Raw genomic sequence first — 25079 nt, 5'->3', positions numbered from 1 at the left:
GGAGTCGAGATGCCGCGTACGCTGATCCGTAAGGACCCGAGCACCTTCAAGACCCTGCCGCTGTTCGTCGAGGCCGGGCCCGAGGGCCTGAGTTACCAGAGTCTGGGCCAGCCGCTGAACTTCCGTCAGATGCTCGAGCGGCGCCGGCCGCTGCAGGTGGCGGACAGCTGGCGCTTCGCCGCGGAGCTGGCCAACCTTGGTGTCTCGGTGCGCCTGACCCTGCGCCTGCACGGCCGCGACTACTGGTTGCTGGTGCGCCAGCGTCGTCCGGATCGCGGCGACACCGTACTCAAGCTGATTTCCGGCTATGTGCCGGCCCATGAACTGAACCTGCCGCTGCTTACCGCCATCCAGGAAGTGGCCGAGGAATGCCTGTTGGAAACGGCCGACGGCTGGCTGGCCGGGCGCTTCGGCGATACCTGGCTGCCGACGCCCTACCAGGGCGCCCTGCGTTACCGCGAGGCCAGCCACTTCCGCCTCAGCCCGCTGTCCGGCGCGGCGCGCCCGGTGCAGTGCGGCAACCTGACCCTGCTGGAGCGCCCGCGTGCCTACGTGCACCTGCCCACCGCCTCGCTGCAGCTGGTCTACGACCTGAGCCTGGAGCTGCCGCGCGACGTGCGCCAATTGAGTCTGTTTCACGTCGACGAATGCCTGGAGGATGGACGCCTGGTGGCGCGCCTGGAGCGGCGCCGGCCGGACCTCTATCTGCTGGCCTTGCAGCAGGGCCTGCCCAGCGGCGAGCTGTTCACCCTGAGCAAGGGCGAACTGCGGCCGGCCAGCACCCGCGGCCTGTGGCTGTCGGAGAGTTTCGCCGAGCAGGACGGCTGGCTGGTGCGTGACGAGCGGATTCGCTGGAAGGATTGGCTGCAGCGCTGTGGTGCGCCAACGCCGCCGCGGCGTGCGCTGCTCGGCGTGTCCTAGGCGGGCGCCGTACGCACCAGGCCTGAGCCGTGACCGGGCGTCAGTGCGCCCGGCTTTCGTGCATGCGCGTCAGCTGGCGCTCCAGCAGCGCCGGGTAGGGGTCGAGTAGGCGCTCGACACAGCTGGCGCCCTCCGGGCTGGCGATCGGGCGGATGCGTGCGCGCTGACGCGCCAGGCCATCCTGCGCCACCCGCTGTTCCACCAGCAGCAGATTGCGGCTGTGCTGCGACAGCGCCAGGGCGTCCAGGGCGCTGTCGCTAAGCAGCAGCTCGGCCTGGCCGAGGCCGTCCAGGTCGCTGCCCAGGGTCAGGCCCAGCTGCAGTTGCAGGGTGATGCCGCTGTCGGCCACCTCGATCTGCAGGGCGTGGCCGAGGGCGCGCATCAGCTCGCCGCAGCAGATGGCGTGGGTCAGGTAGTCCTCGCCGCATTCCTGTTCGTGGAACAGCATCAGGCTGCTGCCGTCCTTGAGCGTGTGCAGCTGGCCCTGATAGAGCGCGGCGGCCTGTTCCAGGCAGCCGCGATAGCGTTCCAGCAGGTCCAGCAGGCGCGTGCGCGGCAGGCGCCGCAGCTGCTCCTGGGCGCCGAGCTGGATGGCCAGCACCGCGCTGGCCTGGGCCTGGCGCGGCGCCGGTGCTGCCGCAGCGGGCGCCTCGGGCTCGTCGCTCAGTTCGGCGAAGGGATCGTCCGGCGCTATCGACTCGGGCCAGGGCTTGAGCGGCTGGTCGCGGTCATCGCCAGGCTCGTGCTCGGCGAAGACGCGCTCGTCGACGACCGGCACCTCGTCGTCCAGCTCGGCGAAGGCGCTGTCGTCCTGTTCGTCCGGGTAGGCGTCGCTGTCGGCGAAGGCGGGTTCGTCGTCGAACTCCGGCTCGGGCTCCGGTTTTTCCGGCACCAGACGGGACTGCAGCTGGCGCGCCAGGTCGCCGATCTCGTCGTTGCGCCCGGCGCCGGGGGCTGGGTCGTCCGGGTCGCGCAGCCACAGGCGCAGCTGCAGCAGCGGGGTGGAGATATGCCGGCCCAGGCGCATGCTCAGCGACAGGGTCAGGGCCAGCAGGATCAGGCTGAGGATGCCCATGCTCTGCAGGCTGATGGTCATCGGCTGCTGGAACTGGCGCATGTCCAGGCTGATGCGCAGCTGCCCGGCGATCACCTCCTGGAAGGTGATGGGCGTGGAGTACAGCCCTTCGCTCTCGCCCAGCACGCTGCGCGTCGGCCGTGCGCCGGCCTCGGCGAGGATGCGGTTGTCCACGCTGTAGATGGCGGCGTGGGCCACCAGCGGGTTCTTCGCCAGGTTGTTCAGCAGCACGTTGAGGCTGAGGATGTCGTTGGACACCAGCAGTTCGGTGGCCGAGGTGGCGGTCTGGGTGATCAGGCTCTGGCCGAGGGCATCGGCCTGCTGCTGCATGGCCTGCTTGAACTGCATGCCCATGACCCAGGCGTAGATCAGCATGGCCAGAGCCACCAGCAGCAGGCTGTGGCTGGCGATGCGCAGGACCAGGGGCACGCGCCGCTGGCGCAGGGCGTGGAAGATCAGCAGGAAGAAATTATCGGGTTTGACGGGCGCGGGCCGGTTCACAGAGCACGGCTCTTGTCGACTGAAGTTGCCGCGCAGTATAGCGGTCGCCCTGTGGCGGGCAAAGCGGCGAGCGTGCCCGTCTGGCGCGGAACTGGGTAGAATGTGCGCCTTTTCCTCGGCCTGGCGGTCGTTCGCCGCCTCATGCCTCTCAATCGTCTGCCCCGGAGGGTGCGCCTTGCGCGAAATCGTCCTGATCAACATCACCGGCGAAGACCGCCCCGGTCTTACCGCCGCCATCACCGGCGTGCTGGCCCAGGGCGGGGTGAATATCCTCGACATCGGCCAGGCGGTGATCCACGACACCCTGTCGTTCGGCATCCTCATCGAGATACCCGACAACGCCCGCGCCCAGTCGGTGCTCAAGGAAGTGTTGTTCACCGGCTACGAGCTGGACCAGCAGGTGCGCTTCACCCCGGTCTCGGAGGAGGATTACCGGCAGTGGGTGGGCGGCCAGGGCAAGGCCCGGCATATCGTCACCCTGCTGACGCGCAAGGTCAGCGCCGAGCAGCTGCAGCGGGTCAGCGCCATCACCGCCAAGTACGGTCTGAATATCGACCATATCGACCGTCTGTCCGGGCGCATGCCGCTGGACATGCCGGCCGAGCAGGGCAAGGGCTGCATCGAGTTCTCGGTGCGCGGCGAGCCGGCCGACCCGGCGGCGCTGCGTGCCGAGTTCCTCAGCGTGGCGCAGGAACTCAACGTCGACATCGCCTTCCAGCGCGACTCGGTGTTCCGCCGCAACCGCCGCCTGGCGGTCTTCGACATGGATTCGACGCTGATCGAGGCCGAGGTGATCGACGAGCTGGCTAAGGCCGCCGGCGTCGGCGAGCAGGTGGCCGAGATCACCGAGCGCGCCATGCGCGGCGAGCTGGATTTCGCCGCCAGCTTCAGGGAGCGCCTGGGCCTGCTCAAGGGCCTGTCCGAGGACGTGCTGGAGGAAATCGGCGCCTCGCTGCGCCTGACCGAGGGCGCCGAGACGCTGTTCGCCGAACTCAAGCGCCTGGGCTACAAGACCGCCATCCTCTCCGGCGGCTTCACGTACTTCGCCAAGCAGCTGCAGGCCAAGCTGGGCATCGACTACGTGTTCGCCAACGAGCTGCAGATCGAAGACGGCAAGGTCACCGGCGTGGCGGTGGAGCCCATAGTCGACGCCCAGCGCAAGGCCGACCTGCTGCGTCAGCTGGCCGAGCGCGAAGGCCTGCAGCTGGAGCAGACCATCGCCGTCGGCGACGGCGCCAACGACCTGCCGATGCTCGGCCTGGCCGGTCTCGGCGTGGCCTTCCGTGCCAAGCCGCTGGTCAAGCAGTCGGCCAAGCAGGCGATCTCCACCCTGGGCCTGGACGGCATCCTCTACCTGCTCGGCTTTCGCGACCGCGAAGGCCAGGAGTAACGGCATCGCCCAGAAAAAAGCCGCCCTTCGAGGCGGCTTTTTCGTGGCGGCGCGGGTTACTCATCGCCGGCGGAGAAGTCGTAGTCCATCGACTGGCTCGGCCCCTGCAGGTAGTAGCCCTGGATGAAGTTGACCCCGGCCTGCCAGAGGGTCGCCAGCACGCTGGCGCTCTCGACGAAGGGCACTATGGTCAGCTTGGCCTGGGCGTGCAGGCTGCTGAGCAGGGTCTTCAGCGCCTCCTGGTTGTCGGCGTTGCCCAGCTCCTGGGAGAAGGAACCGTCGATCTTGACGAAGTCTACCTGCAGGTGCTTGAGCGTGTTGAAGGGGTTGAGCGCGCAGCCGAACTGGCTCAGCGCCACCTTGCAGTGCAGCTCGGCCAGACCCTGGGTCAGCGCCTTGGCCTGTTTCAGGTAGGCGATGGCATCCGGTTCGCTGAACTGGAACACCAGCGCGTCGGACGGCAGGCGCGCCGCCTTGAGCGCCACGCTGAGCCAAGGCAGCAGGGTCTGGTCCTGCAGGCTGGCGCTGGACAGGTGGACGAACAGGCGGGTGTTGTGGCCCTTGGCGCGGTGGTCGGCGAGTAGCTTGATCGAGCTGAGGATCACCCAGCGGTCGATCTTCTCGCCCAGGCCGGCATCCTTGGCGGCGGCGAGGAACTCGGCAGGCGGCACTTCCTCGCCCTGCGGACTGAGCAGGCGCAGCAGCACTTCGTAGTGTTCGTGGGCGTCGCCGCGCAGGCTGATGATCGGCTGGAACAGCAGGCGGAAGCTGTTGTTCTCCAGCGCCTGCTGCACCATCGCCAGCAGGTTGCCGCGGTTGGCCGCGGCAGCCAGTTCGTCGGCCGGGTTGAACAGCTTCAGCGCATTGCCCTCGGCCAGCTCGTCGGCACAGCGGTGGGCGCGGTCGATGACTGCCTGGGCCTTGGCGGTCTTCTCGCTGAGGCCGGCGACGCCGATCGACAGGCTGGTCTGCACCGTGCGGCCGTTGACGTCGAACATGTGCCCTTCGACCTTCTTCAGCAGCGCGGCGAGGCTGTCTTCGCACTGTTCGGGCATCTGCCCCGGCAGCAGCGCGGCGAACACGTCGTCGCCGAAGCGCGCCAGCTGGGTGTCGGGCGCAAAGTGCGCGCGCAGCAGGGCGGTCAGGTCGGTGAGCAGCAGGTCGATGCCGGCCAGGCCGATCTCGCCCTGCAGGCCGGCGTAGCGGTCGACGCGGATATAGGCCAGGGCGGACGGCTGCCCGGCGTTGACCGCGCGCTCGGCGGCGGCGTCCATCAGCTCGAGGAAGTGGTTGCGGTTGAACAGGCCGGTGACCAGGTCCTGGCTGCTGATCTCGCGCAGTTTCTCCTCCAGCTCGGCGTTGGAGGTCTCGGCGCGGATCACCACCTGGATGCACGGCTCGCCGTCGTAGGTGGCCGGGGAAAAGCTCATCTGCGCGGCGAAGCTGCTGCCGTCGGCGCGCACGCCCTGGCAGGCCAGCTCGGCGTTGCCCTCGGCGCTCTGGTAGTTCTTCAGGAAGTCCTTGAACGCGCCCTGGTCGGCACTGGCGATCAGGTCGATCATCGGCATGCCTTCCAGCTCCTCGCCATCCTCGTACCTGAACAGCTCCAGGTAGGCGCGGTTGGCGTAGATGTGCATGCCGTCGTGGACGTAGGTGATGGCGTCCACCGAGCTTTCCAGCAGCAGCTGGCAGCGCTTTTCCGCCTCGCGCAGGGCCACTTCGGCGGCGCGGCGGGCGCGGCGTTCCTCGAGGTTGGCCAGCTCGCGCTTGGCCACCAGCACCAGGCGCTCGTCCTCGCCCTGCGGCAGGGCGTCCTGCGCGCCGAACAGCAGCGCCTCGGTGATGAGTTCGGAATCGTTGCCCTCGACCAGCTGCAGCACCGGGATGTCCTTGGCCTGGCGGCGAATGGCGCCGATCGCCTCGCCGGGGTCGAGCTGCTCGCTGCTCGGTGCGCAGATCAGCAGATCCCAGGTCTGTTGCAGGGTCTCGGCGAGGTCATCGCTGGAGCTGAGGCGGTGCACGCGGGTGGCGTGTCCGGCATTGCGGAACAGACTGACCAGGCGCTCGGCTTCGTTCTGCGAATCCTCGAGAATCAGCAGGCGGATGGTTTTCTTTTCGATGGCCATAGGGTGGGGTCAATACCGCGCCGAACGGGCGCGAAAAGGCGACAAATGGTGAGTTGGCCGCAGCCTACAGCGACTTCCAGAGTGAGTCAAAATCTTCCTCCCCGGCCGGTTTCTGGCTTTGCGAGGCTGTGACCGGCTTCCCGGCGGCGCCTTCTTTGGCACCGACGCGGTGATACTCGAACTGGTTGAAGCTGCCGGTACTGGCCTGTTTGCGGGTCAGCACCGCGCGGTGTTCCTCGCCGTGGTCATTGATCAACACCTTGCTGCCTTCCTGGAACGGCAGGCGCGGCGTGATCAGGCTGGCCGGGCGCGAGATGGCGCTGATCTCCGGCAGCAGCAGGGCGCGCAGGTACTGGCTGTTCTGCTCGGCCTTGCGCACCAGTTGCAGGCCACAGGAGCGGGCATGCGGAGCGATCAGCTCGATGCCCATCTGCGTGCCGCCGCCGCGCACCTGGCGGATCCAACGCACGATGGCCACGCTCCAGCCCTGGCTGGGGCTGTCCTGCACGCCGAGCAGTTCGCCGGCCTGCAACTGGGCGGGCACTTCCTTGGCCCAGGACAGGCAGTAGCCGCCGGGGCTATGGTTGACGATGGCCAGCGCGTAAGTGGGATAGCTTTCATTGCTGCTTTCCGGCTCGGCGGGCTGCTCGCCGGTACTGACCTTGCTGTACTGGATCTCTTCGAAGTGGAAGTCGCTGCCGATGCGCTGCGCGTCGAAGGCGTTGGCCCAGACGTCCGGGGCGCCGGTCGCGGGCTTGAACACCGCGGCGCCGGCCTCGCTGGGGCGCTTGAGCACCTCGCCGAAGGACTGTTCGCCGGCGAGGAAGAAATGCAGCGCACTCATGCCGATGCACAGGGTCAGGTTGCCGCGGCCGCTGGTGCGCTGGAAGGTGCGCTCGGCGATATCGCCCCAGGCGGCACCGACGTGTTGCAGCAGGTCCAGGCTCATGCCTTCGGGCACCGGCAGGCGCGATCTGGGCCGGTCCTCCTCTGGCAGCAGCAGGTATTCCCTGATCGCGTCCACCAGCGGCTGCGGGTCGATGCCCAGCAGGTTGTGCAGTTCGTTGTCGGGGTACAGCGACTTGTAGCGCGGCGGGCCGTCCACTTGCGGGGCAAGGACGAACAGGCTGCTCGGCAGGTCGCCGGCCTGCAGGCTGACCAGCGCGCTCCAGGGCTCCAGCGCTTCGGCCAGGCGGGCGATGCCGTGCTGGCGCATCTGGTTGGTGCGCGCGCAGCCGAGCAGCAGGGCGATCAGGTAGCACTGCTCGGTGCTCAGGGCGGGCGAATGGCGCGCCAGCGGGTCGCGGATCGCCTGGCGCTGCAGGCGCTGCTCACTGGCGATCTGATACAGCTGGTGCAGTTCCAGCCACAGGCCTTCGGGCACCGGGCAGTACAGCTGGCTGGCGCGGATCAGCGGGTTGCACAGGCTGTGGCTGGCGCGCTGCAGGGCAACGGCGAGCAGCTGGTCGCGCTCCTTGCCGCTGCGCGCCATGGCCCGCGAGATGATCAGCTTGTAGCCGACGGCCAGGTGGTTCTGCAGCGCCTGGCACAGGTTGGCGACCTTGCGTGGGCGCTCGTCGAGGACGATGGCCTGGTTGAGGAAGTGGCGTTCCAGGTGCTGGCAGACGAAGTGCACTTCCGGGCGCAGCAGCTCCAGCAGTCGCAGGCGGTTTTCCGAGGGGGTGAGGAATTGGTTGAGTTCCACCAGGCTCTGGTACAGCTGGCGCGCGGTCTCACCGATGTTGGCCTTGGGCAGGGCGGCGAGCCAGCGCTTGAGGTCGCGGGGGCTGCCGTCGCAGAAGCTCAGGCTTGGCTTGCTCGGGGTGGGGACACGCAACAGCAGTAGGTGGGGACTCTGTTTATCCATCAAACTCGGATACTCCGGCCACGCAAAGGCTAGCGGCTCTCGTAATAGTCTCGCGAACTCTAGCAGCATCTCGCCGCGGTCGCAGCCCATCCCGGGGACGGGCGGTCGTGCCAGAGTACGCAACTATGACCAGGCGGTCTGCGACCGGGTTCAGTGCCGCGGCGTTGCTCAGGCCCCGGCGTGGCCCAGCAACTGGCCCATGCGCACGGCGCTGCCGGCGCCCAGTTCGGCGGCCCACTGCACCTGCTGCGGGCCGAACAGCACGATGGCGGTGGAGCCCAGCTTGAAACGACCGAGTTCGGCGCCCTTGGCCAGTTCGATCGGCGCGCGCGCGGCGGCGTCGTAACGGGTGCTCTTCAGCTCGCGCTTGGGCGGGGTGACCAGGCCGGCCCAGACCGTCTCGACGCTGGCGACTATCATCGCGCCGACCAGCACCACGGCCATCGGCCCGCGCTCGGTGTCGAACAGGCAGACCACCCGCTCGTTGCGGGCGAACAGCTCGGGCACGTTCTCCGCGGTGGTCTGGTTGACCGAGAACAGCCGCCCCGGCACATAGACCATCTCGCGCAGGGTCCCCGCCAGCGGCATATGCACGCGGTGGTAGTCCTTGGGTGACAGGTACACGGTGGCGAACTGGCCGCCCATGAAGGGCGCGGCGCGCTCGGCGTCGCCGCCGAGCAGTTCGACGGCGCTGAAGCTGTGGCCCTTGGCCTGGAACAGGCGGCCGTGCTCGATGGCGCCGAGCTGGCTGATGGCGCCGTCGGCCGGGCAGAGGATGGCGCCGGGGGTCTCGTCCAGCGGGCGGGCGCCGTCCTTCAGGGCGCGGGTGAAGAAGGCGTTGAAGTGCTCGTAGGTGCGCAGGTCCTCGACCCGGGCTTCGCTCATGTTCACCTGGTAGCGCTTGGCGAACCAGGTGATCAGCGGGTTCTTCAGCCAGCCGATGCGGCATTCGGCGACGCAGCCGATCAGCCGCGACAGCAGGTGGTGGGGCAGCAGGTACTGGCTGAGGATAAACAGGCGTTGTTTCATCGTGTGTCCTTGAGGGTTCGGAGCCGGTGCTGAGGCAGCCGGCGCGTGCAGCTGATTGGCGTCCGGGTTCAGCGCTCGATCGGGGTATCGGGCAGGTTGCCCCACTCGGCCCAGGAGCCGGCGTAGGCCTTGACCCGCGGATAACCCAGCGCCTTGGCCACCACGTAGGTGAAGCCGGAACGGCGGTGGGTCTGGCAGTGGGTGATCACTTCCTTGTCGGGGGTGATGCCCAGATCCTGCAGCACTTCGGCGATGTCGTCGCGGATGCGCAGGCCGCGCTGCGGATCCATGCCGGCGGTCCACTCGAAATTGACCGCACCGGGGATATGGCCGCCGCGCGCCGAGCTGAGTTTCTCGCCGCGGTATTCGTCCGCGCCGCGGGCGTCCCAGATCGCCAGGTCGGCGGCGCCCAGGCGCGCCTGCACATAGTCGCGGCTGGCCGTCGGCTCGTCGTGCAGGGTCAGCGCCACCGGCGTGTGCTGCGCCGACGGGCTGTCCTGGCTCAGTGCGCGGCCCTCGCCGATCCAGGCCTGCAGGCCGCCATTGAGGAAGTGGTAGCGGCTGTGGCCGATCACGTCGAGCAGCCAGATGAAGCGCCCGGCCCAGGGGCCGCCCTCGTCGTCGTAGACCACGTAGGTGGCGTCCGGACGATGGCCCAGTTCGGCGAACAGCGCTTCGAGCTGCGCCTGTGGCGGGACCAGGCCGGGGGCGGGCGGCTGGCCCAACTGGGTGCGCTTGCTGTCGACCCAGCGCGCGCCGGGGATGTGCCCGGCGGTATAGCGCGCCGCTCCGCTGAGGTCGACCAGGATCAGCTCGGCGGCGTCCAGGCGGCTGGCCAGCTCGGCGGGCTCGATCACCAGGGGCAGGTTGGCGAAGGCGGACATGGAGGCCTCCTCGAATGAAAAGAGGCCGATTGTAGCGGAAAGGGCTAGCGCCCGCGCCTGGCGAAGCTGGCCAGGGCGCGCTCGATGCATTGCACGGTTTTACCGAAGGCCTGCAGGCCGAGCTCGTTGAACGGCTGGCCGCCCTGGTCGGCGACCAGCAGCATGACCACCCGGCCATTGCTGGCCAGCGAGCGCAGCAGCAGGTGGTCGCCGGGGAACAGCGCCTTCAGGCTGCCCGGCAGCAGGGCGGAGAACTGGGCGATATTGGCCGGGCTCAGGCGCAGCTGGCCGGGTTCGGCGAGCAGCCGGCGCAGCACCTGGCTGTGCGCCGGGTCCAGGTTCAGGGCGCTGGCGCCCGGCTCCAGCCCCGCCTGCTGCTGGGCCTGCAGGCGGCTGTGCTGACGATCCGCGAGTAGCAACAGCACCCGGTTCAGGCCGCAGGCCTGCACGGCGTCGCGGGCGCAGGCGGTCAGCTGCAGGACGTTGGCGAAGGCGCTGGGCTCGGCCAGCAGGCGGGCGCAGTGCTGGCGCCAGGCGTCGAGGGCGTCGCTTCTGGGCGCCGGCGCCGGGCTGCGTGGCGGGTTCAGGCGACGGGCGTCCCAGGGCCAGAGCAGGGCCTGGGCCGGGTGCCAGAGCTGGGCGTCGTGGTTCAGGCGGGCGCTGCTTACCGCGTGTCGGTGCACTTCCTGCTGCACCTCGGCCAGCGGCAGCTGCAGGTAGAGCCCGGTCAGGCACTGCCAGCGCAGGCTGTGCGGGGCGTTCCAGGCCTGGTGCGCCGACAGCGCCAGGCCGTTGGCCAGCAGCACGCAGTTGCTCGGCTGGGTCAGCCAGCGGCGCAAGGGGATGTCGGCATCGAGCAACTGTTGCTGGTGCAGCGGGTGCTGGTTGTCGCGGGCGATATGCAGCGCCTTGACCAGCAGGCGGCGGTCGCGCTCCAGCAGGCGGTAGCCCTGCACTATCCACTCCGGCAGGCGCCAGCGTTCGGCCAGTTGCAGGCACAGCTGCAGCAGCGGCACGCCGAGCAGCTCCTGCTCCACCTTGGCCGGCCGCTCGCCCTTGACCAGGATGCGCTGCTCCCAGGCCTCGAACAGCTGCGGATGGGCGCATAGCAGCGGCCAGAGCGGGGCGAGAAACAGCAGGCTGCAGCCATGCAGCTCGTTCCACAGGCGCGCCAGACGTGCGCCGAACAGGCCGCGCGCCTGCTGGCTGGCATGCTGGCTGATCAGCAGGAGTTGGCGCAGGGCCAGCGGGATTTCCCCTGCCGGCAGGGCGGGGGCCTGGTTGAGCAGGGTTTCGCAGCGCTTCAGACCGAGGCGGGCCAGCGCCGTCTCCAGGCTGTCGGCCGGGTCGCTGAGGGTGCCGCCGGCCTGGTTGGCCTCGCGCAGCACCTGCAGGGCAAAGGTCGGGCTGAGTTCGATCGCCTCAGCGATCTCGCCCCAGGTGCGGCGGCCGTCGCCGAGGGTGCGCCGCAGGCGTGCATGCTGCTCCTGCTCGATCGGCAGGGGCAGCTTGGCCAGCTGTTGCAGCCAGGCGTCGAGGGTGCGTGGCAGGGGCTTTGGCGTCGACATGTGAGTTGAGCCGAACTGGCTTTTGACCTTAACTGGCTATAGTCTGGCGTATAAGTTCCGATAATTAGAAGGGTTGTTTTTAATAACCCTCTCTCTTGGCTCTGCAAGCACTCTTCTATGGCAAAAATCATCGGCATCATCGTGGTTCTGGGCTGCGTCTTCGGCGGCTTCGTCCTGTCCGGCGGGCAGTTCATGGCGCTCGTTCATCCCTACGAAGTGCTGATCATCGGTGGTGCGGCGCTGGGCGGCTTCCTCCAGGCCAACCCGGGCAGCATGTTCATGACGGTATTCAAGAAGTCGGTGAGCATGTTCGGCACCCGCTTCACCCACACCTATTACCTGGAAGTGCTCAAGCTGCTATACGAGATCCTCAACAAGAGCCGCCGCGAAGGCATGATGGCCATCGAGGCGGACATCGAGGACCCCAACGCCAGCCCGATCTTCAGCAAGTACCCAGGGGTGCTCAAGGACGCGCGGATGACCGCCTTCATCTGCGACTATCTGCGCATCATGTCCTCCGGCAACATGGCCCCGCATGAGCTGGAGGGCCTGTTCGACATGGAACTGGCCAGCCTCAAGGAGGATGTGGAGCACCCCGCCCATGCGGTGGCCAAGGTCGCCGACGGCCTGCCGGCCATGGGTATCGTCGCCGCGGTGCTGGGCATCGTCATCACCATGTCGATCCTCGCCGAGGCGGACAACGCGCAGATTGGCGAGAAGGTCGCCACCGCGCTGGTCGGCACCTTCCTCGGCATCCTCGCCTCCTATGGCTTTTTCGGTCCGCTGTCGGTGGCGCTGGAGCACGACGCCAAGGAGGAGGTCAACCTTTACGAGGCGATCAAGGCGACCCTGGTTGCTTCGGCCTCGGGCATGCCGCCGAGCCTGGCGGTGGAGTTCGGCCGCAAGGTGCTGTTCCCGGCGCACCGGCCGAGCTTCACCGAGCTCGAACAGGCCATGCGCGGCAACTAAGCCATGGAAAACAACCAGCCGATCATCGTCAAACGCGGCAAGAAGCGCGCCGGCGGGCACCACGGCGGCGCCTGGAAGATCGCCTTCGCCGACTTCGCCACGGCCATGATGGCGTTCTTCCTGGTGATGTGGTTGATGTCCTCGGCCACCCCGGAGCAGAAGAAGGCCATTTCCGGTTACTTCCAGGACCCCATCGGCTTCACCGAGAGCGCCAGCCCGCACGCCATCGACCTCGGCGGTACGCCGACGCCGGCGCCGGAGCGAACCCTCAATCCGGAAATCCAGGACCTGACCGACAGCCAGGACGTGGAGATCGACGCCGACCAGGTCGAGACCCTGGCCGACAAGCTGGAGCGCGAGCGCCTGGAGCTGCTGCTGCAGGAACTGCAGAACAAGGTAGACGAGAACCCCGAGCTGCAGCGCTTCAAGGACCAGATCCTGTTCGAGATCACCCAGGACGGCCTGCGCATCCAGATCATGGACGCCGAGAACCGGCCGATGTTCGCCCTCGGCAGCGCCGAGCTGCAGCCCTATTTCGAGGACATCCTACTGGCCATGGCCGACACCATTCGCACGGTGCCGAACAAGATCAGCGTCAGCGGCCACACCGACGCCAAACCCTTCGTCGGTCGCGGCGATTTCGGCAACTGGGAGCTGTCGGCCAATCGCGCCAACGCTGCGCGGCGCACCCTGATCGCCGGCGGCTATGCCGACGAGCAGGTGGCGCGGGTGGTCGGTTACGCCTCTTCGGCCCTGTTCGACCGCGACGACCCCTTCAATCCGGTCAACCGGCGCATCGACATCATCGTGCTGACCAAGAAGGCGCAGCGCGCCATCGAGGGTGAGCAGGGCAGCGACGAAGCGCCGCCGGCACCTGCCGAGGCCGCACCGGCGGCGCCCGGCGCGACCGACGAGCCGCTGCCGGGCGAGCAGGTGCGCGAGCGCTTGAACATCTTCGAGGACGGCGCGCTGCAGTTCGATCGGCCGGTCGACCAGTAGGCCTCGGCCTCCCGCTTACTGGCGCGCGTCGGCGCCGCTCAATACTCGTCTTCGGGCAGGCTGGCGAGAATATGCCGGTAGCTGGCCATGCGCTGCGGCTGGATGCGTCCTTCCTCCAGGGCCAGGAGCAGCGCGCAACCCGGCTCGCGGTCGTGCTTGCAGTCGCGGAAGCGGCAGCGCCCGAGCAAGTCGTGGAATTCGATAAAGCCGGCTTCCACGTCATCCCTGCTGACGTGGCCGAGGCCGAACTCGCGGATGCCGGGCGAGTCGATCAGCTGGCCGCCGCCGGGAAAGTGGAACAGCCGCGCGGTGGTGGTGGTGTGGGTGCCCTTGCCGGTCAGTTCCGACAGCGCGCCGACGCGGGTATCGACCCCGGGCAGCAGGCTGTTGACCAGCGACGACTTGCCCACCCCGGACTGGCCGACGAACACGCTGACGTGGCCGTCCAGGCGCTTCTTCAGCTGCTCCATGCCGTCGCCCTGATGAGCCGAGACCTCCAGCAGCGGGTAGCCGAGCTGGCGGTAGACGTCGAGCAGGGCGTTTAGCGCGACCTGGTTCTGCGCATCGATCAGGTCGGCCTTGTTCAACAGCAGCAGCGGGCGGATGCCGGCATGCTCGGCGGCCACCAGGTAGCGGTCGATCAGGTTGGCGTGCGGCTCGGGCAGCGGGGCGAAGACGATGACGATCTGGTCGACGTTGGCCGCCACCGGCTTGAGCGCGCCGCGCATGTCCGGCCGGCACAGCTCGCTGCGCCGCGGCAGCTGGGCGACTATCACGCCGTCGCCCTGGTTACCGGCGCGCCACACCACCTGATCGCCGGTGACCAGCGCCGGCAGGTTGGCGCGCAGGTGGCAGCGGAAGGTCTGGCCAGCCAGCTCGCCCTGCAGCGCCTCGATCTCCACCTGTACGCCGAAGTGGGCGATCACCAGGCCGGTCTGCTCCGGGCCCAGGTCGCCGCCTTCCAGGGCCTCGACGGCGCGCGATTCGCGCTTGGCGGCGCGGGCCGCGCGTTCGCCCTGGATCTTTTCGATGCGCCAGCTCTGGCGGCGGTTGAGTTGGCGTTTGGCCATGGGGATTCCGAGTGGGTAGAGTTGCCGGGAAACAAGCCGCGCGAGTTTAGCATGGGCGCCGCGGCCTCGATTTGACCTTCAGGGGGTGGGATGGACGAGCGTGAAGGGGCGCTGCAGCGACCTTGGCGCCGGGTAATGCTGGCCCAGGGGCTGGCCGTCGTCCTGCTGCTGGCGGCGGTCTACGGGCTGGCGCTGCTGTCGCCGCTGCGCCTTCCGCTATGGCTGGCGGCGCTGGCGCAGGGGGCGCTGGCGGCGGCTATCGGCTGGCGCCTGGGGCTGTCGCGCTGGTGGCTGGGGATCAACCTGGCCTTCCTGCCGGCGCTGTGGTTGCTGCAGCAGGCGGCGCTGCCGGGCTGGCTCTACCTGCTGGGCTTTGCCCTGCTGCTGCTGGTCAACTGGAACAGCCTGCACGAGCGCGTGCCGCTGTACCTCAGCGGCACGCGCGCGCGCCAGCAACTGGGCGATTGGCTGGCGGCGCGCGAGGCGCCGCCGCGTTTCGTCGATCTTGGTTGCGGCACTGCCGGCACCCTGCTGCACCTGGCGCGGCGCTTCCCGCGCGGGCGCTTCGTCGGCGTCGAGAGCGCGCCGCTGCTGTTTCTCCTGGCCTGGCTGCGCTGCCTGGGGCAGGGCAACTGCAGCATCCGCTACGGGAGCCTGTGGCGTACCGAGTTGGCACCGTTCGACGTCGTCTACTGTTTCCTCTCGCCGGTGCCGATGGCGCGCCTGTGGGCCAAGGCGCGGGAGGAGATGGCGCCCGGCAGCTGGTTGATCAGCAACAGCTTCGCCATCCCCGGGGTGGCCCCAAATGCCGTGCGCGAACTGAACCAGGGGCGGCAGACGCAGTTGCTGCTGTGGCAGAACGGCGGCGCCGATATCCGCTAGACTTGCCGCCTGAGCCAAGGAGCCGCACACCATGCAGAACCCCAACAACCTGATCTGGATCGACCTGGAGATGACCGGCCTGGAGCCGGAGCGGGACGTGATCATCGAGATGGCCACCATCGTCACCGACAGCGAACTGAACGTGCTGGCCGAGGGCCCGGTGATCGCCATTCACCAGAGCGACGCGGCGCTGGCCGCGATGGACGAGTGGAACACCCGCACCCACGGCCAGAGCGGCCTGACCCAGCGCGTGCGCGAGAGCCGCATCGACACCGCGGCGGCCGAGGCGCAGACCCTCGCCTTCCTCGAGCAGTGGGTGCCCAAGGGCAAGTCGCCGATCTGCGGCAACAGCATCGGTCAGGATCGGCGCTTCCTCTACAAGTACATGCCCAATCTGGAAGCCTACTTCCACTACCGCTATCTGGACGTCTCGACCCTGAAGATTCTCGCCGGCATGTGGGCGCCGCAGGTCAGGGACAGCTTCCAGAAGACCGCCACCCACCAGGCGCTGGACGATATCCGCGAGTCCATCGCCGAGCTGCGTCATTACCGCGAGCATTTCCTCAAGGTCTGAGCCGGGTGCAGGGGGGGGGCGCCGGCAGGCTGGTGCTGAGCCCAGTTGCGGGGATGGCGCGTTGGGCTGCGGCGCTGCGCGCCTCAACCCAACCCACGCTCCTGGTGCCGCGCCAGCGCCCACTCGACATGCTCGCGTACCAGTTCCGACGGATGCTCGCGCCTCGCCTGCAATGCCTCCAGCACCGGGATGGTCGAGGGCGCATTGCCCAGGCCGACCGCCAGGTTGCGCAGCCAGCGCTCGTAGCCGGCGCGGCGCAGCGGCGAGCCTTCGGTACGGGCCAGAAACTCCTCTTCGGTCCACAGGAACAGCTCGGCCAGGCCGGCGTTGTCCAGGCCGTGGCGCGGCTGGAAGTCGCCCTGCACGGTGGGGCGGGCGAAGCGGTTCCACGGACAGACGATCTGGCAGTCGTCGCAGCCGAACACCCGGTTGCCGATGGGCTCACGCAGTTCGACCGGAATCGGCCCCTTCAGCTCGATGGTGAGATAGGAGATGCAGCGCCGCGCATCCAGCACATAGGGGCCGACGAAGGCGGCGGTCGGGCAGATGTCCAGGCAGGCGCTGCAGCGTCCGCAGTGCTCGCTGCCGTGCGGCGCATCGACCGGCAGCGGCAGGTCGACGAACAGTTCGCCGAGGAAGAAATAGCTACCGGCCTTGCGATTGAGCACCAGGGTGTTCTTGCCGATCCAGCCGAGGCCGGCCTGTTCGGCGATGGCCTTTTCCAGCACCGGCGCGCTGTCGACGAAGGCGCGGTAGCCGAACGGCCCTATCGCCGTCTGGATGCGTTCGGCCAGTTGCTGCAGGCGCTTGCGGATCAGCTTGTGGTAGTCGCGGCCCAGGGCGTAGCGCGACACGTAGGCTTTTTCAGGCTCGGCCAGGCGCCGGGCCATCTGCGTATCGCCGGGCAGGTAGTCCATGCGCAGCGACACGACCCGCAGGGTGCCCGGCACCAGCTGCTCCGGGTGCGAGCGTTTGCTGCCGTGGGCGGCCATGTAGTCCATCTCGCCCTGGTAGCCGGCGGCCAGCCAGCGTTTGAGGTGCGCTTCGTGCTCGCCCAGTTCGACACCGGCGATGCCCACCTGCTGGAAGCCCAGCTCGCGGCCCCAGTCCTTGATCGACTGGGCGAGGGCGGGGAGATCGAGGGAAGAAACTGACATTGCAGGGCAACCGCAGGGGAGGTGGGTATAATTCTGCCAGACATCCGCCACGAGCGAGCCATGCGTCCGACACCTACCCCCTTGCCCTTGACTCTGCACAGTGCCGAACAGGTGCGCGCGCTGGACGCCCGGCTGATCGCCGCCGGCATCCCCGGCTTCGAGCTGATGCAGCGCGCCGCCCATGCCGCCTGGCGTGCGCTGCGTCGGCGCTGGCCGGGGGCCGGCGAGATCACCGTGCTGGCCGGGCGCGGCAACAACGCCGGCGACGGTTACCTGATCGCCGCGCTGGCCCGGCGCGCCGGCTGGCGCGTGCGCGTGCTGGCGCTGGGCGAGCCGGCGGCGCTGGGCGGCGATGCCGCGCAGGCCCATGCCGAGGCGCAGGCCGCCGGCGTGGAGATCCGCCCCTGGAGCGAATGCGCGCCGCTGGCCGGCGTACTGGTCGATGCCCTGCTCGGCACCGGGCTGTCCGGCGCGGTGCGCGAGCCTTACGCCCAGGCCATCCGCCTGATCGGTGCCAGCGGCCTGCCGGTGCTGGCGGTGGACATTCCCTCCGGGTTGCACGCCGACAGCGGCGCGCCATTGGGCGTGGCGGTGCGCGCCGAGCTGACGGTGACTTTTATCGGCCTCAAGCTGGGCCTGCTGACCGGCGCCGGCCCGGAGCTGTGCGGCGAGCTGCAGTTCGACGACCTGCAGGGCGATGCCGAGCTGCTGGCGCAGGCGCCGAGCGTGGCGCAGCGCCTGGATGTAGCCAACCTGCCGCGCCTGGCGCCGCGCGTGCCGACGGCGCACAAGGGCCAGTTCGGTCACCTGCTGGTGGTCGGCGGCGACCTGGGCATGGGCGGCGCCGCGCTGCTCGGCGCCGACGCTGCGCTGCGCGCCGGCGCCGGGCTGGTGTCGCTGGCCACCCGCGAGGAGCATGTGGCCGCCGCGCTGGTGCGCCGCCCGGAGGTGATGTGTGCCGGCGTGCTGTCGGCCAACCAGCTGCTGCCGCTGCTCGAGCGCGCCGATGTCTGCGTGGTCGGCCCGGGGCTGGGCCAGGGGGCCTGGGGGCGTGGCCTGCTGTCGGCTGTCGCCGCCGTCGGGCGGCCGCAGGTGTGGGACGCCGATGCGCTAAACCTGCTGGCCGCCGGTCGGGTCGCCGCGCCGCGCCTGGGTGTGCTCACCCCCCACCCGGGCGAGGCGGCGCGCCTGCTGGGGATGAGCACGGCCGAGGTGCAGGCGGATCGGCCGGCGGCGGCGCGGGCGCTGGCGCAGCTTTTGGGGCTGGTGGTGGTGCTCAAGGGCGCCGGCAGCCTGATCGCGGCGCCGGACGGGCGTCTGGCGCTGTGCGACCGCGGTCACCCGGCGATGGCCGGCGCCGGTCTCGGCGACGTCCTGGCCGGTCTGCTCGGTGCCCTGCTGACGCAGGGCCTGGCGCCGTTCGAGGCGGCCTGCCTGGCGGTCTGGCTGCATGCCCGGGCGGGCGAACGGCTCGCCGAACAGGGGCGCGGGCTGGCTGCCGGCGATCTGCCCCCTGCCATTCGTCAGTTACTGGAGGAGTTGTGTCCTTGTCTGAATTGAGACTCGAGGCCGCCGACGAGGCGGCGATGCTGGCCCTCGGCGCGCGGCTCGCCGAGGTCAGCGGCGGTGCCGGCATCATCTACCTGCACGGCGATCTGGGCGCCGGCAAGACCACCCTGTCGCGCGGCATGCTGCGCGGCCTGGGCCATGCCGGGGCGGTCAAGAGCCCGACCTTCACCCTGGTCGAACCCTACGAGATCGGCGCCGTGCGCGCCTTCCATTTCGACCTGTATCGCCTGGTCGACCCGGAGGAGCTGGAGTTTCTCGGCATCCGCGATTACTTCGAAGGCGATGCGCTGTGCCTGATCGAATGGCCCGAGCGCGGCGCCGGCGTTTTGCCAAAGCCCGACCTGGACATTACCATTAGCCCGCAAGCGAGCGGCCGTTCGCTGCTGTTGCAGGCACATGGGGCGCGCGGGCAAGCCTGGTGTGCACTGTTGGCAGGCCAAGCATAAATAGATTGATGGGGTTGGGTATGCGCATAGGCGCGCTGGTTACCGCTGTGGGGGTGTTGTGGGCGGCCCTGGCTGCCGAGGTGCTGGCCGCCTCCGATGTGCGCAGCGTGCGATTGTGGCGCGCGCCGGACAATACCCGGCTGGTCTTCGATTTGTCCGGCCCGGTGCAGCACAGCGTGTTCACCCTGGCCGCGCCCAACCGCATCGTCATTGACGTCAGCGGCGCGAAGCTGGCGACCAACCTCGGCCAGCTGTCGCTGGCCAATACCCCGATCACCGGCGTGCGCTCGGCCCAGCGTAGCGCCGAAGAGCTGCGCGTGGTCATCGACCTGTCGGCGCCGGTGACGCCGAAGAGCTTCGCCCTGGCGCCCAACCAGCAGTACGGCCATCGCCTGGTGGTCGACCTGTTCGACCAGAACGGCAGTGCGCCGGCGCCGACCCAGGCGCCCAGCGTGGCCGCCACGACGCCGCCGGTGCCGGTCACCCCGACCCAGCCGCCACCCAAGCTGACGCCAGTACCCAATGGCAAGCGCGACATCGTCATCGCCATCGACGCCGGCCACGGCGGCGAGGACCCGGGCGCGCTGGCGCCGGTCAAGGGCCAGTACGAGAAGCACGTGACCCTGGCCATCGCCAAGGAGCTGCAACGGCAGATCAACGCCGAGAAGGGGTTCCGCGGCGAGTTGGTGCGCACCGGCGACTACTTCATTCCGCTGCGCAAGCGCACCGAGATCGCCCGCAAGAAGGGCGCCGACCTGTTCGTCTCCATCCACGCCGACGCTGCGCCCCGCGCCGCCGCCTTCGGCGCCTCGGTGTACGCGCTGTCCGAGCGCGGCGCCACCTCGGAGACCGCGCGCTGGCTGGCCGATGCGGAAAACCAGTCCGACCTGATCGGCGGTGCCGGCAACGTCAGCCTGGACGACAAGGACAAGATGCTCGCCGGCGTGCTGCTCGATCTGTCGATGACCGCCTCGCTGAGCTCCAGCCTCAACGTCGGGCAGAAGGTGCTGTCGAACATGGGCAGCATCACCTCGCTGCACAAGCGCCGGGTCGAGCAGGCCGGCTTCATGGTGCTCAAATCCCCGGACATTCCGTCGATCCTGGTCGAGACCGGCTTCATCTCCAACCCCAATGAGGCGCGCAAGCTGCATACCGCCAGCCACCAGCAGGCGCTGGCGCGTTCGATCCAGACCGGCATCCGCCAATTCTTCCGCGAGAATCCGCCGCCGGGCACCTACATCGCCTGGCTGCGCGACGAGGGCAAGATCGCCCCGGCCCCGCGCGAACACGTGGTGGCGCGCGGCGAGAGCCTGGCGCTGATCGCCCAGCGCTACCAGATCAGCCTGGCGTTGCTGCGCAGCACCAACAACCTCAATGGCGACGTGATCAAGGTCGGCCAGACCCTGCAGATTCCCGCCACGGCACTGGCGGCCCAGTAGTGAGCGTTATGTCCCGTATACACCTGCTCAGCCCGCGCCTGGCCAACCAGATCGCCGCCGGCGAAGTGGTCGAGCGTCCCGCCTCGGTGGCCAAGGAACTGCTGGAAAACAGCCTGGACTCCGGGGCACGGCGCATCGACGTGGAAGTCGAGCAGGGCGGCGTCAAACTGCTCAAGGTGCGCGACGACGGCGGCGGCATCGCCCCCGACGACCTGCCGCTGGCTCTGGCGCGCCACGCCACCAGCAAGATCCGCGAACTGGAAGACCTCGAAGCCGTGCTCAGCATGGGCTTTCGCGGCGAGGCGCTGGCCTCGATCAGCTCGGTGTCGCGCCTGACCCTGACCTCGCGCACGGCGGACGCCGAGCAGGCCTGGCAGGTGGAGACCGAGGGTCGCGACATGCAGCCGCGGGTGCAGCCGGCGGCGCACCCGGTGGGCACCTCGGTGGAGGTGCGCGACCTGTTCTTCAACACCCCGGCGCGGCGCAAGTTCCTGCGCGCCGAGAAGACCGAGTTCGACCACCTGCAGGAAGTGATCAAGCGCCTGGCGCTGGCCCGTTTCGACGTGGGCTTCCACCTGCGTCACAACGGCAAGAGCGTGCTCAGCCTGCATGAGGCGGGCGACGAGATCAGTCGCGCGCGGCGCGTCGCCGCGGTGTGCGGGCCGGCCTTCCTCGAACAGGCGTTGCCGATCGAGATCGAGCGCGGCGGCCTGCGCCTGTGGGGCTGGGTCGGCCTGCCGACCTTCTCCCGTAGCCAGGCCGACCTGCAGTACTTCTACGTCAACGGCCGCATGGTGCGCGACAAGCTGGTCGCCCATGCGGTGCGCCAGGCCTATCGCGACGTGCTGTTCAACGGCCGTCATCCGACTTTCGTGCTGTTCCTGGAAATCGACCCGAGCACGGTGGACGTCAACGTGCACCCGACCAAGCACGAGGTACGTTTCCGCGACAGCCGCATGGTGCATGACTTCCTCTACGGCACCCTGCACCGCGCCCTGGCCGACGTGCGCCCGGAAGATCAGGTCGCCGCGCCCGCCGCCGTGATGCCCATGGTGCGGCCCAGCGGCCTGGCCGCCGGCGAGTTCGGCCCGCAGGGCGAGATGGGCCTGGCCGCCAGTGTGCTGGAAACCCCGCTTGCCAGTCCGCAGCCGGCCTGGCGCGGCGCCGGCGCGGGTTATCAGCAGCCGGCCGGCAACCCCGGGGTTCCGGCCGCCGAGGCCCAGGCGGCCTACCGCGACTACTTCGCGCCGCTGCCCGGCGCCCAGGCACCGGCGCTGCCGCAGGAGCAGGGCGACGTGCCGCCGCTGGGCTATGCGCTGGCCCAGCTCAAGGGCGTCTACATCCTCGCCGAGAACGCTCAGGGCATGGTGCTGGTGGACATGCACGCGGCGCACGAGCGCATCACCTACGAACGGCTCAAGCAGGCCATGGCCAGCGAGGGGCTGCGCGGCCAGCCGCTGCTGGTGCCGGAGTCCATCGCCCTCAGCCAGCGCGAGGCCGACTGCGCCGAGGAGCACGCCGAGTGGTTCCAGCGCCTCGGTTTCGAGCTGCAGCGCCTGGGCGAGGAGAGTCTGGCGATTCGCCAGATTCCGGCGCTGCTCAAGCAGGCCGAGGCCACCCAGCTGGTGCGCGACGTGCTCGCCGACCTGCTGGAGTACGGCACCAGCGACCGCATCCAGGCCCATCTCAACGAGCTGCTGGCGACCATGGCCTGCCACGGCGCGGTGCGCGCCAACCGCCGCCTGACCCTGCCGGAGATGAACGCCCTGCTGCGCGACATGGAGCAGACCGAGCGCAGCGGCCAGTGCAACCACGGCCGGCCGACCTGGACCCAGCTGGGCATGGACGACCTCGACAAGCTGTTCCTGCGGGGGCGCTGAGTGGCCAAGCCGTTACCGCCGGCCATCTTCCTGATGGGGCCGACTGCCGCCGGCAAGACCGACCTGGCCCTGGAGCTGGCCCGCGTGCTGCCGTGCGACCTGATCAGCGTCGACTCGGCGCTGGTCTATCGCGGCATGGACATCGGCACCGCCAAGCCGGACAAGGCCGTTTTGGCGGAATTTCCCCACGCCCTGATCGACATTCGCGACCCGGCCGAGAGCTATTCGGCGGCAGAATTTCGCGTCGATGCCCTGGCGGCCATGGCCGAGAGCGCTGCGCGCGGACGCATCCCGCTGCTGGTGGGCGGCACCATGCTGTATTACAAGGCGTTGCTGGAGGGGTTGGCCGACATGCCCAGCGCCGATCCCGCCGTGCGCGCCGAGCTGGAGGCGCGCGCCGCGGTCGAAGGTTGGGAGGCGCTGCACCGCGAGCTGGCCGCGGTCGATCCTGAATCGGCGGCGCGCATCCATCCCAACGATCCGCAGCGCCTGACCCGGGCGCTGGAGGTCTACCGCGTCAGCGGTCTGAGCATGAGCGAGCACCGCCTGCGCCAGGCGGCGGGAAATCCCGACGCAGGGGCGCCGGGCGCCGGGCAATTGCCCTATACTGTTGCGCAGCTTGCTATCGCTCCGGCGCAGCGTCAGGTCTTGCATGCGCGCATCGCCAGGCGATTTCAGGCGATGCTGGAACAGGGGTTCGTCGAAGAGGTCGAAGCCCTGCGCCGCCGAAGTGACTTGCACGCGGGATTGCCGTCTATACGAGCGGTAGGCTATCGCCAGGTGTGGGAATACCTCGATGGCGGGTTGTCGCGGGCGGAGATGGTCGAGCGCGGCGTGATCGCCACGCGGCAGTTGGCCAAGCGGCAGTTCACCTGGCTGCGCGGCTGGGACGACCTGCACTGGCTGGACAGCCTGGCCTGCGACAATCTGTCTCGCGCCTTGAAATACCTGCAAAGCGTCTCCATATTGAACTGAGACCTTGCCGCTGGCCGTCTATCCTTGGGGGTGGGGCGGCCTGAAGCCATTGTTTACCTACTAAAATTATTGAAATTGATCCTCGAAAGGAGTGCGGCACATGTCAAAAGGGCATTCGCTACAAGACCCTTACCTGAATACCCTGCGTAAGGAACGCGTCCCTGTTTCCATCTATCTGGTCAACGGCATCAAATTGCAGGGCCAGATCGAATCGTTCGACCAGTTCGTCATCCTGCTGAAGAACACCGTCAGCCAGATGGTCTACAAACATGCCATTTCCACCGTCGTGCCCAGCCGTCCGGTGCGCCTGCCCAGTGCCGGCGACTCCGAACAGGCCGAAGCCGAGCCGGGTAACGCCTGACTAGGGGGCTGCATTGTTCTTCGAGCGTCATGAGGGCGGTGAGCGGGCCATCCTGGTTCATCTGGACGGCCAAGACTCCGAGGCGAGCGAAGACCCCCAGGAGTTCCAGGAGCTGGCCATGTCGGCAGGTGCCGACATGGTCGCCTTTTTCAGCGTGCCGAGCAGCCGCCTGACCGCCAAGTACCTGATCGGCAGCGGCAAGGTCGAGGAGCTGCGCGACCAGGTCAAGGCTGAAGAGGCCGATCTGGTCATCTTCAACCACACTCTGACCCCCAGCCAGGAGCGCAACCTCGAGCGCGCCTTCGAATGCCGCGTGCTCGATCGCACCGGCCTGATCCTCGATATCTTCGCCCAGCGCGCGCGTACCCACGAAGGTAAGCTGCAGGTCGAGCTGGCGCAGCTCGACCACATGAGCACGCGCCTGGTACGCGGCTGGACCCACCTGGAACGGCAGAAGGGTGGTATCGGTCTGCGTGGGCCGGGGGAAACCCAGCTGGAAACCGACCGCCGCCTGCTGCGGGTGCGCATCCGCCAGATCAAACAGAAGCTGGAGAAGGTGCGCAGCCAGCGCGAGCAGGCGCGGCGCGGGCGTCGGCGCGCGGATATCCCCTCGGTATCGCTGGTCGGCTACACCAACGCCGGCAAGTCCACCCTGTTCAACGCGCTGACCGCCTCCGCGGTCTATGCCGCCGATCAGCTGTTCGCCACCCTCGACCCGACCCTGCGTCGGCTCGAACTGGACGACCTCGGGCCCATAGTGCTGGCCGATACCGTGGGCTTCATTCGCCATCTGCCGCACAAGCTGGTCGAGGCCTTCCGCGCTACGCTCGAGGAATCGAGCAACTCCGACCTGCTGCTGCACGTGATCGACGCCCACGAGCCCGAGCGCATGGCGCAGATCGAGCAGGTGCAGGCGGTGCTCAAGGAGATCGGCGCAGACGAGTTGCCGATGCTCGAGGTGTACAACAAGCTGGATTTGTTGGAAGGTGTCGAGCCGCAGATTCAGCGCGATGCCGACGGCAAGCCGCTGCGGGTGTGGTTGTCGGCGCGCGAGGGGCGTGGTCTGGAGTTGTTGCGCCAGGCCGTGGCCGAGTTGCTCGGCGAGGATCTGTTCGTCGGTACTCTGCAGTTGCCGCAGTGCCTGGGGCGTCTGCGCGCGCAGTTCTTCGCCCTCGGGGCGGTGCAGAGCGAGGGGCACGACGAGCAGGGGCAGAGTCTGTTGTCGGTGCGTCTGCCGCGGGTCGAGCTCAATCGCCTGGTCAGTCGCGAAGGGCTGGAGCCGCAGGCCTTCATCGAGCAACACACTTTGCAATAAAGCCCGGGGCAGTGGCTTTGCCGCCGCCATCGGGCATTGGGTAGCATTGGCGGGCGCGCCGTGGGCGCGCCTTCGCTTTATC

Annotated in this window: 21 protein-coding genes; 13 read left to right on the top strand and 8 right to left on the bottom strand. The window is 68.7% G+C overall.

The window, feature by feature from the left end:
• The first annotated feature begins 9 nt into the window (after positions 1-9).
• The gene (locus EA796_RS15000) at positions 10-921 is read left to right on the top strand and encodes a hypothetical protein (protein WP_021444906.1); all 912 of its coding nucleotides are present in this window, start codon (positions 10-12) and stop codon (positions 919-921) included.
• A gap of 40 nt (positions 922-961) precedes the next feature.
• On the opposite strand, the gene EA796_RS14995 is transcribed toward EA796_RS15000, so the two are convergent.
• Positions 962-2497: an AhpA/YtjB family protein gene (locus EA796_RS14995; RefSeq protein ID WP_122109176.1), complete on the bottom strand. Its 1536-nt coding sequence runs from the start codon at positions 2495-2497 to the stop codon at positions 962-964.
• 175 nt (positions 2498-2672) lie between these two features.
• On the opposite strand from EA796_RS14995, the gene serB reads away from it, so the two are divergent.
• Complete coding sequence (serB, locus tag EA796_RS14990) at positions 2673-3887, top strand: phosphoserine phosphatase SerB (RefSeq protein ID WP_122109175.1); 1215 nt, start codon at positions 2673-2675, stop codon at positions 3885-3887.
• 56 nt (positions 3888-3943) lie between these two features.
• Here serB and EA796_RS14985 read toward each other — a convergent pair whose 3' ends face one another.
• From EA796_RS14985 to EA796_RS14965, 5 genes are all read right to left on the bottom strand, one after another.
• A complete protein-coding gene (locus tag EA796_RS14985; protein WP_122109174.1) occupies positions 3944-6013 on the bottom strand; it encodes an EAL domain-containing protein in 2070 nt (689 codons plus the stop codon).
• 64 nt (positions 6014-6077) lie between these two features.
• Positions 6078-7880, bottom strand: a complete 1803-nt coding sequence (locus EA796_RS14980; RefSeq protein WP_122109173.1) for a molecular chaperone — start codon at positions 7878-7880, stop codon at positions 6078-6080.
• A gap of 168 nt (positions 7881-8048) precedes the next feature.
• Positions 8049-8909, bottom strand: a complete 861-nt coding sequence (gene asd / locus EA796_RS14975) for an archaetidylserine decarboxylase (protein ID WP_122109172.1) — start codon at positions 8907-8909, stop codon at positions 8049-8051.
• Between the two features lie 68 nt (positions 8910-8977).
• Positions 8978-9793, bottom strand: coding sequence for a rhodanese-like domain-containing protein (locus EA796_RS14970; RefSeq protein WP_122109171.1), 816 nt, complete (start codon positions 9791-9793; stop codon positions 8978-8980).
• 44 nt (positions 9794-9837) lie between these two features.
• Entirely contained in the window at positions 9838-11361 is a 1524-nt protein-coding gene (locus EA796_RS14965; protein WP_122109170.1) for an HDOD domain-containing protein, read from the bottom strand.
• 117 nt (positions 11362-11478) lie between these two features.
• On the opposite strand from EA796_RS14965, the gene motA reads away from it, so the two are divergent.
• Together motA and motB are read left to right on the top strand one after the other, a co-directional pair.
• Entirely contained in the window at positions 11479-12330 is an 852-nt protein-coding gene (motA, locus tag EA796_RS14960) for a flagellar motor stator protein MotA (protein WP_122109169.1), read from the top strand.
• Between the two features lie 3 nt (positions 12331-12333).
• On the top strand, positions 12334-13329 hold the full coding sequence (motB, locus tag EA796_RS14955; protein WP_122109168.1) for a flagellar motor protein MotB: 996 nt from the start codon (positions 12334-12336) through the stop codon (positions 13327-13329).
• A gap of 38 nt (positions 13330-13367) precedes the next feature.
• On the opposite strand, the gene rsgA is transcribed toward motB, so the two are convergent.
• On the bottom strand, positions 13368-14399 hold the full coding sequence (gene rsgA, locus EA796_RS14950; protein WP_122109167.1) for a small ribosomal subunit biogenesis GTPase RsgA: 1032 nt from the start codon (positions 14397-14399) through the stop codon (positions 13368-13370).
• 90 nt (positions 14400-14489) lie between these two features.
• Between rsgA and EA796_RS14945 the strand changes: the two genes are divergently transcribed.
• Together EA796_RS14945 and orn are read left to right on the top strand one after the other, a co-directional pair.
• Positions 14490-15281, top strand: a complete 792-nt coding sequence (locus EA796_RS14945; protein WP_122109166.1) for a trans-aconitate 2-methyltransferase — start codon at positions 14490-14492, stop codon at positions 15279-15281.
• 31 nt (positions 15282-15312) lie between these two features.
• Positions 15313-15855 carry an oligoribonuclease gene (orn, locus tag EA796_RS14940; protein ID WP_021444983.1) on the top strand — a complete coding sequence of 181 codons (543 nt, stop codon included), beginning with the start codon at positions 15313-15315 and terminating at the stop codon, positions 15853-15855.
• Positions 15856-15938: 83 nt separating this feature from the next.
• Here the strand turns inward: orn and queG are convergent, their stop codons facing one another.
• Positions 15939-17012, bottom strand: coding sequence for a tRNA epoxyqueuosine(34) reductase QueG (gene queG, locus EA796_RS14935; protein ID WP_122109165.1), 1074 nt, complete (start codon positions 17010-17012; stop codon positions 15939-15941).
• A gap of 60 nt (positions 17013-17072) precedes the next feature.
• Between queG and EA796_RS14930 the strand changes: the two genes are divergently transcribed.
• The 7 genes from EA796_RS14930 to hflX all read left to right on the top strand — a co-directional run bounded on the left by EA796_RS14930 (position 17073) and on the right by hflX (position 24997).
• Entirely contained in the window at positions 17073-18572 is a 1500-nt protein-coding gene (locus EA796_RS14930) for an NAD(P)H-hydrate dehydratase (RefSeq protein WP_122109164.1), read from the top strand.
• The gene (tsaE, locus tag EA796_RS14925) at positions 18560-19027 is read left to right on the top strand and encodes a tRNA (adenosine(37)-N6)-threonylcarbamoyltransferase complex ATPase subunit type 1 TsaE (protein WP_031303737.1); all 468 of its coding nucleotides are present in this window, start codon (positions 18560-18562) and stop codon (positions 19025-19027) included. The genes EA796_RS14930 and tsaE overlap by 13 nt, the downstream gene beginning before the upstream one ends.
• Before the next feature lie 8 nt (positions 19028-19035).
• Positions 19036-20466 (top strand): N-acetylmuramoyl-L-alanine amidase, encoded by a 1431-nt coding sequence (locus EA796_RS14920; protein ID WP_218567634.1) that lies wholly within the window; start codon positions 19036-19038, stop codon positions 20464-20466.
• On the top strand, positions 20466-22346 hold the full coding sequence (mutL, locus tag EA796_RS14915) for a DNA mismatch repair endonuclease MutL (protein WP_178082567.1): 1881 nt from the start codon (positions 20466-20468) through the stop codon (positions 22344-22346). Before EA796_RS14920 ends, mutL begins: the two co-directional genes overlap by 1 nt.
• 33 nt (positions 22347-22379) lie before the next feature.
• Entirely contained in the window at positions 22380-23321 is a 942-nt protein-coding gene (miaA, locus tag EA796_RS14910; RefSeq protein ID WP_218567637.1) for a tRNA (adenosine(37)-N6)-dimethylallyltransferase MiaA, read from the top strand.
• 100 nt (positions 23322-23421) lie between these two features.
• Positions 23422-23682: an RNA chaperone Hfq gene (hfq, locus tag EA796_RS14905; RefSeq protein ID WP_021442389.1), complete on the top strand. Its 261-nt coding sequence runs from the start codon at positions 23422-23424 to the stop codon at positions 23680-23682.
• Between the two features lie 13 nt (positions 23683-23695).
• Positions 23696-24997: a ribosome rescue GTPase HflX gene (gene hflX / locus EA796_RS14900; RefSeq protein WP_122109160.1), complete on the top strand. Its 1302-nt coding sequence runs from the start codon at positions 23696-23698 to the stop codon at positions 24995-24997.
• Positions 24998-25079 lie beyond the last annotated feature (82 nt).

The sequence above is a fragment of the Pseudomonas sp. AOB-7 genome (assembly GCF_003696305.1).
In the GTDB taxonomy this organism is placed as follows: domain Bacteria; phylum Pseudomonadota; class Gammaproteobacteria; order Pseudomonadales; family Pseudomonadaceae; genus Aquipseudomonas.
Note: the sequence above shows the minus strand (reverse complement) of the source record. Positions and strands in the feature narration are given on the sequence as shown.

What these genes read in the sequence shown, in the direction of transcription:
- queG (WP_122109165.1), bottom strand. Translation starts at nt 17,012, where the DNA reads ATGTCAGTTTCTTCCCTCGATCTCCCCGCCCTCGCCCAGTCGATCAAG.
- EA796_RS14930 (WP_122109164.1), top strand. Translation starts at nt 17,073, where the DNA reads ATGCGTCCGACACCTACCCCCTTGCCCTTGACTCTGCACAGTGCCGAA.
- hfq (WP_021442389.1), top strand. Translation starts at nt 23,422, where the DNA reads ATGTCAAAAGGGCATTCGCTACAAGACCCTTACCTGAATACCCTGCGT.
- EA796_RS15000 (WP_021444906.1), top strand. Translation starts at nt 10, where the DNA reads ATGCCGCGTACGCTGATCCGTAAGGACCCGAGCACCTTCAAGACCCTG.
- EA796_RS14945 (WP_122109166.1), top strand. Translation starts at nt 14,490, where the DNA reads ATGGACGAGCGTGAAGGGGCGCTGCAGCGACCTTGGCGCCGGGTAATG.
- EA796_RS14965 (WP_122109170.1), bottom strand. Translation starts at nt 11,361, where the DNA reads ATGTCGACGCCAAAGCCCCTGCCACGCACCCTCGACGCCTGGCTGCAA.
- EA796_RS14985 (WP_122109174.1), bottom strand. Translation starts at nt 6,013, where the DNA reads ATGGCCATCGAAAAGAAAACCATCCGCCTGCTGATTCTCGAGGATTCG.
- asd (WP_122109172.1), bottom strand. Translation starts at nt 8,909, where the DNA reads ATGAAACAACGCCTGTTTATCCTCAGCCAGTACCTGCTGCCCCACCAC.
- motA (WP_122109169.1), top strand. Translation starts at nt 11,479, where the DNA reads ATGGCAAAAATCATCGGCATCATCGTGGTTCTGGGCTGCGTCTTCGGC.
- EA796_RS14970 (WP_122109171.1), bottom strand. Translation starts at nt 9,793, where the DNA reads ATGTCCGCCTTCGCCAACCTGCCCCTGGTGATCGAGCCCGCCGAGCTG.
- orn (WP_021444983.1), top strand. Translation starts at nt 15,313, where the DNA reads ATGCAGAACCCCAACAACCTGATCTGGATCGACCTGGAGATGACCGGC.
- miaA (WP_218567637.1), top strand. Translation starts at nt 22,380, where the DNA reads ATGGGGCCGACTGCCGCCGGCAAGACCGACCTGGCCCTGGAGCTGGCC.
- EA796_RS14920 (WP_218567634.1), top strand. Translation starts at nt 19,036, where the DNA reads ATGGGGTTGGGTATGCGCATAGGCGCGCTGGTTACCGCTGTGGGGGTG.
- motB (WP_122109168.1), top strand. Translation starts at nt 12,334, where the DNA reads ATGGAAAACAACCAGCCGATCATCGTCAAACGCGGCAAGAAGCGCGCC.
- EA796_RS14980 (WP_122109173.1), bottom strand. Translation starts at nt 7,880, where the DNA reads ATGGATAAACAGAGTCCCCACCTACTGCTGTTGCGTGTCCCCACCCCG.
- rsgA (WP_122109167.1), bottom strand. Translation starts at nt 14,399, where the DNA reads ATGGCCAAACGCCAACTCAACCGCCGCCAGAGCTGGCGCATCGAAAAG.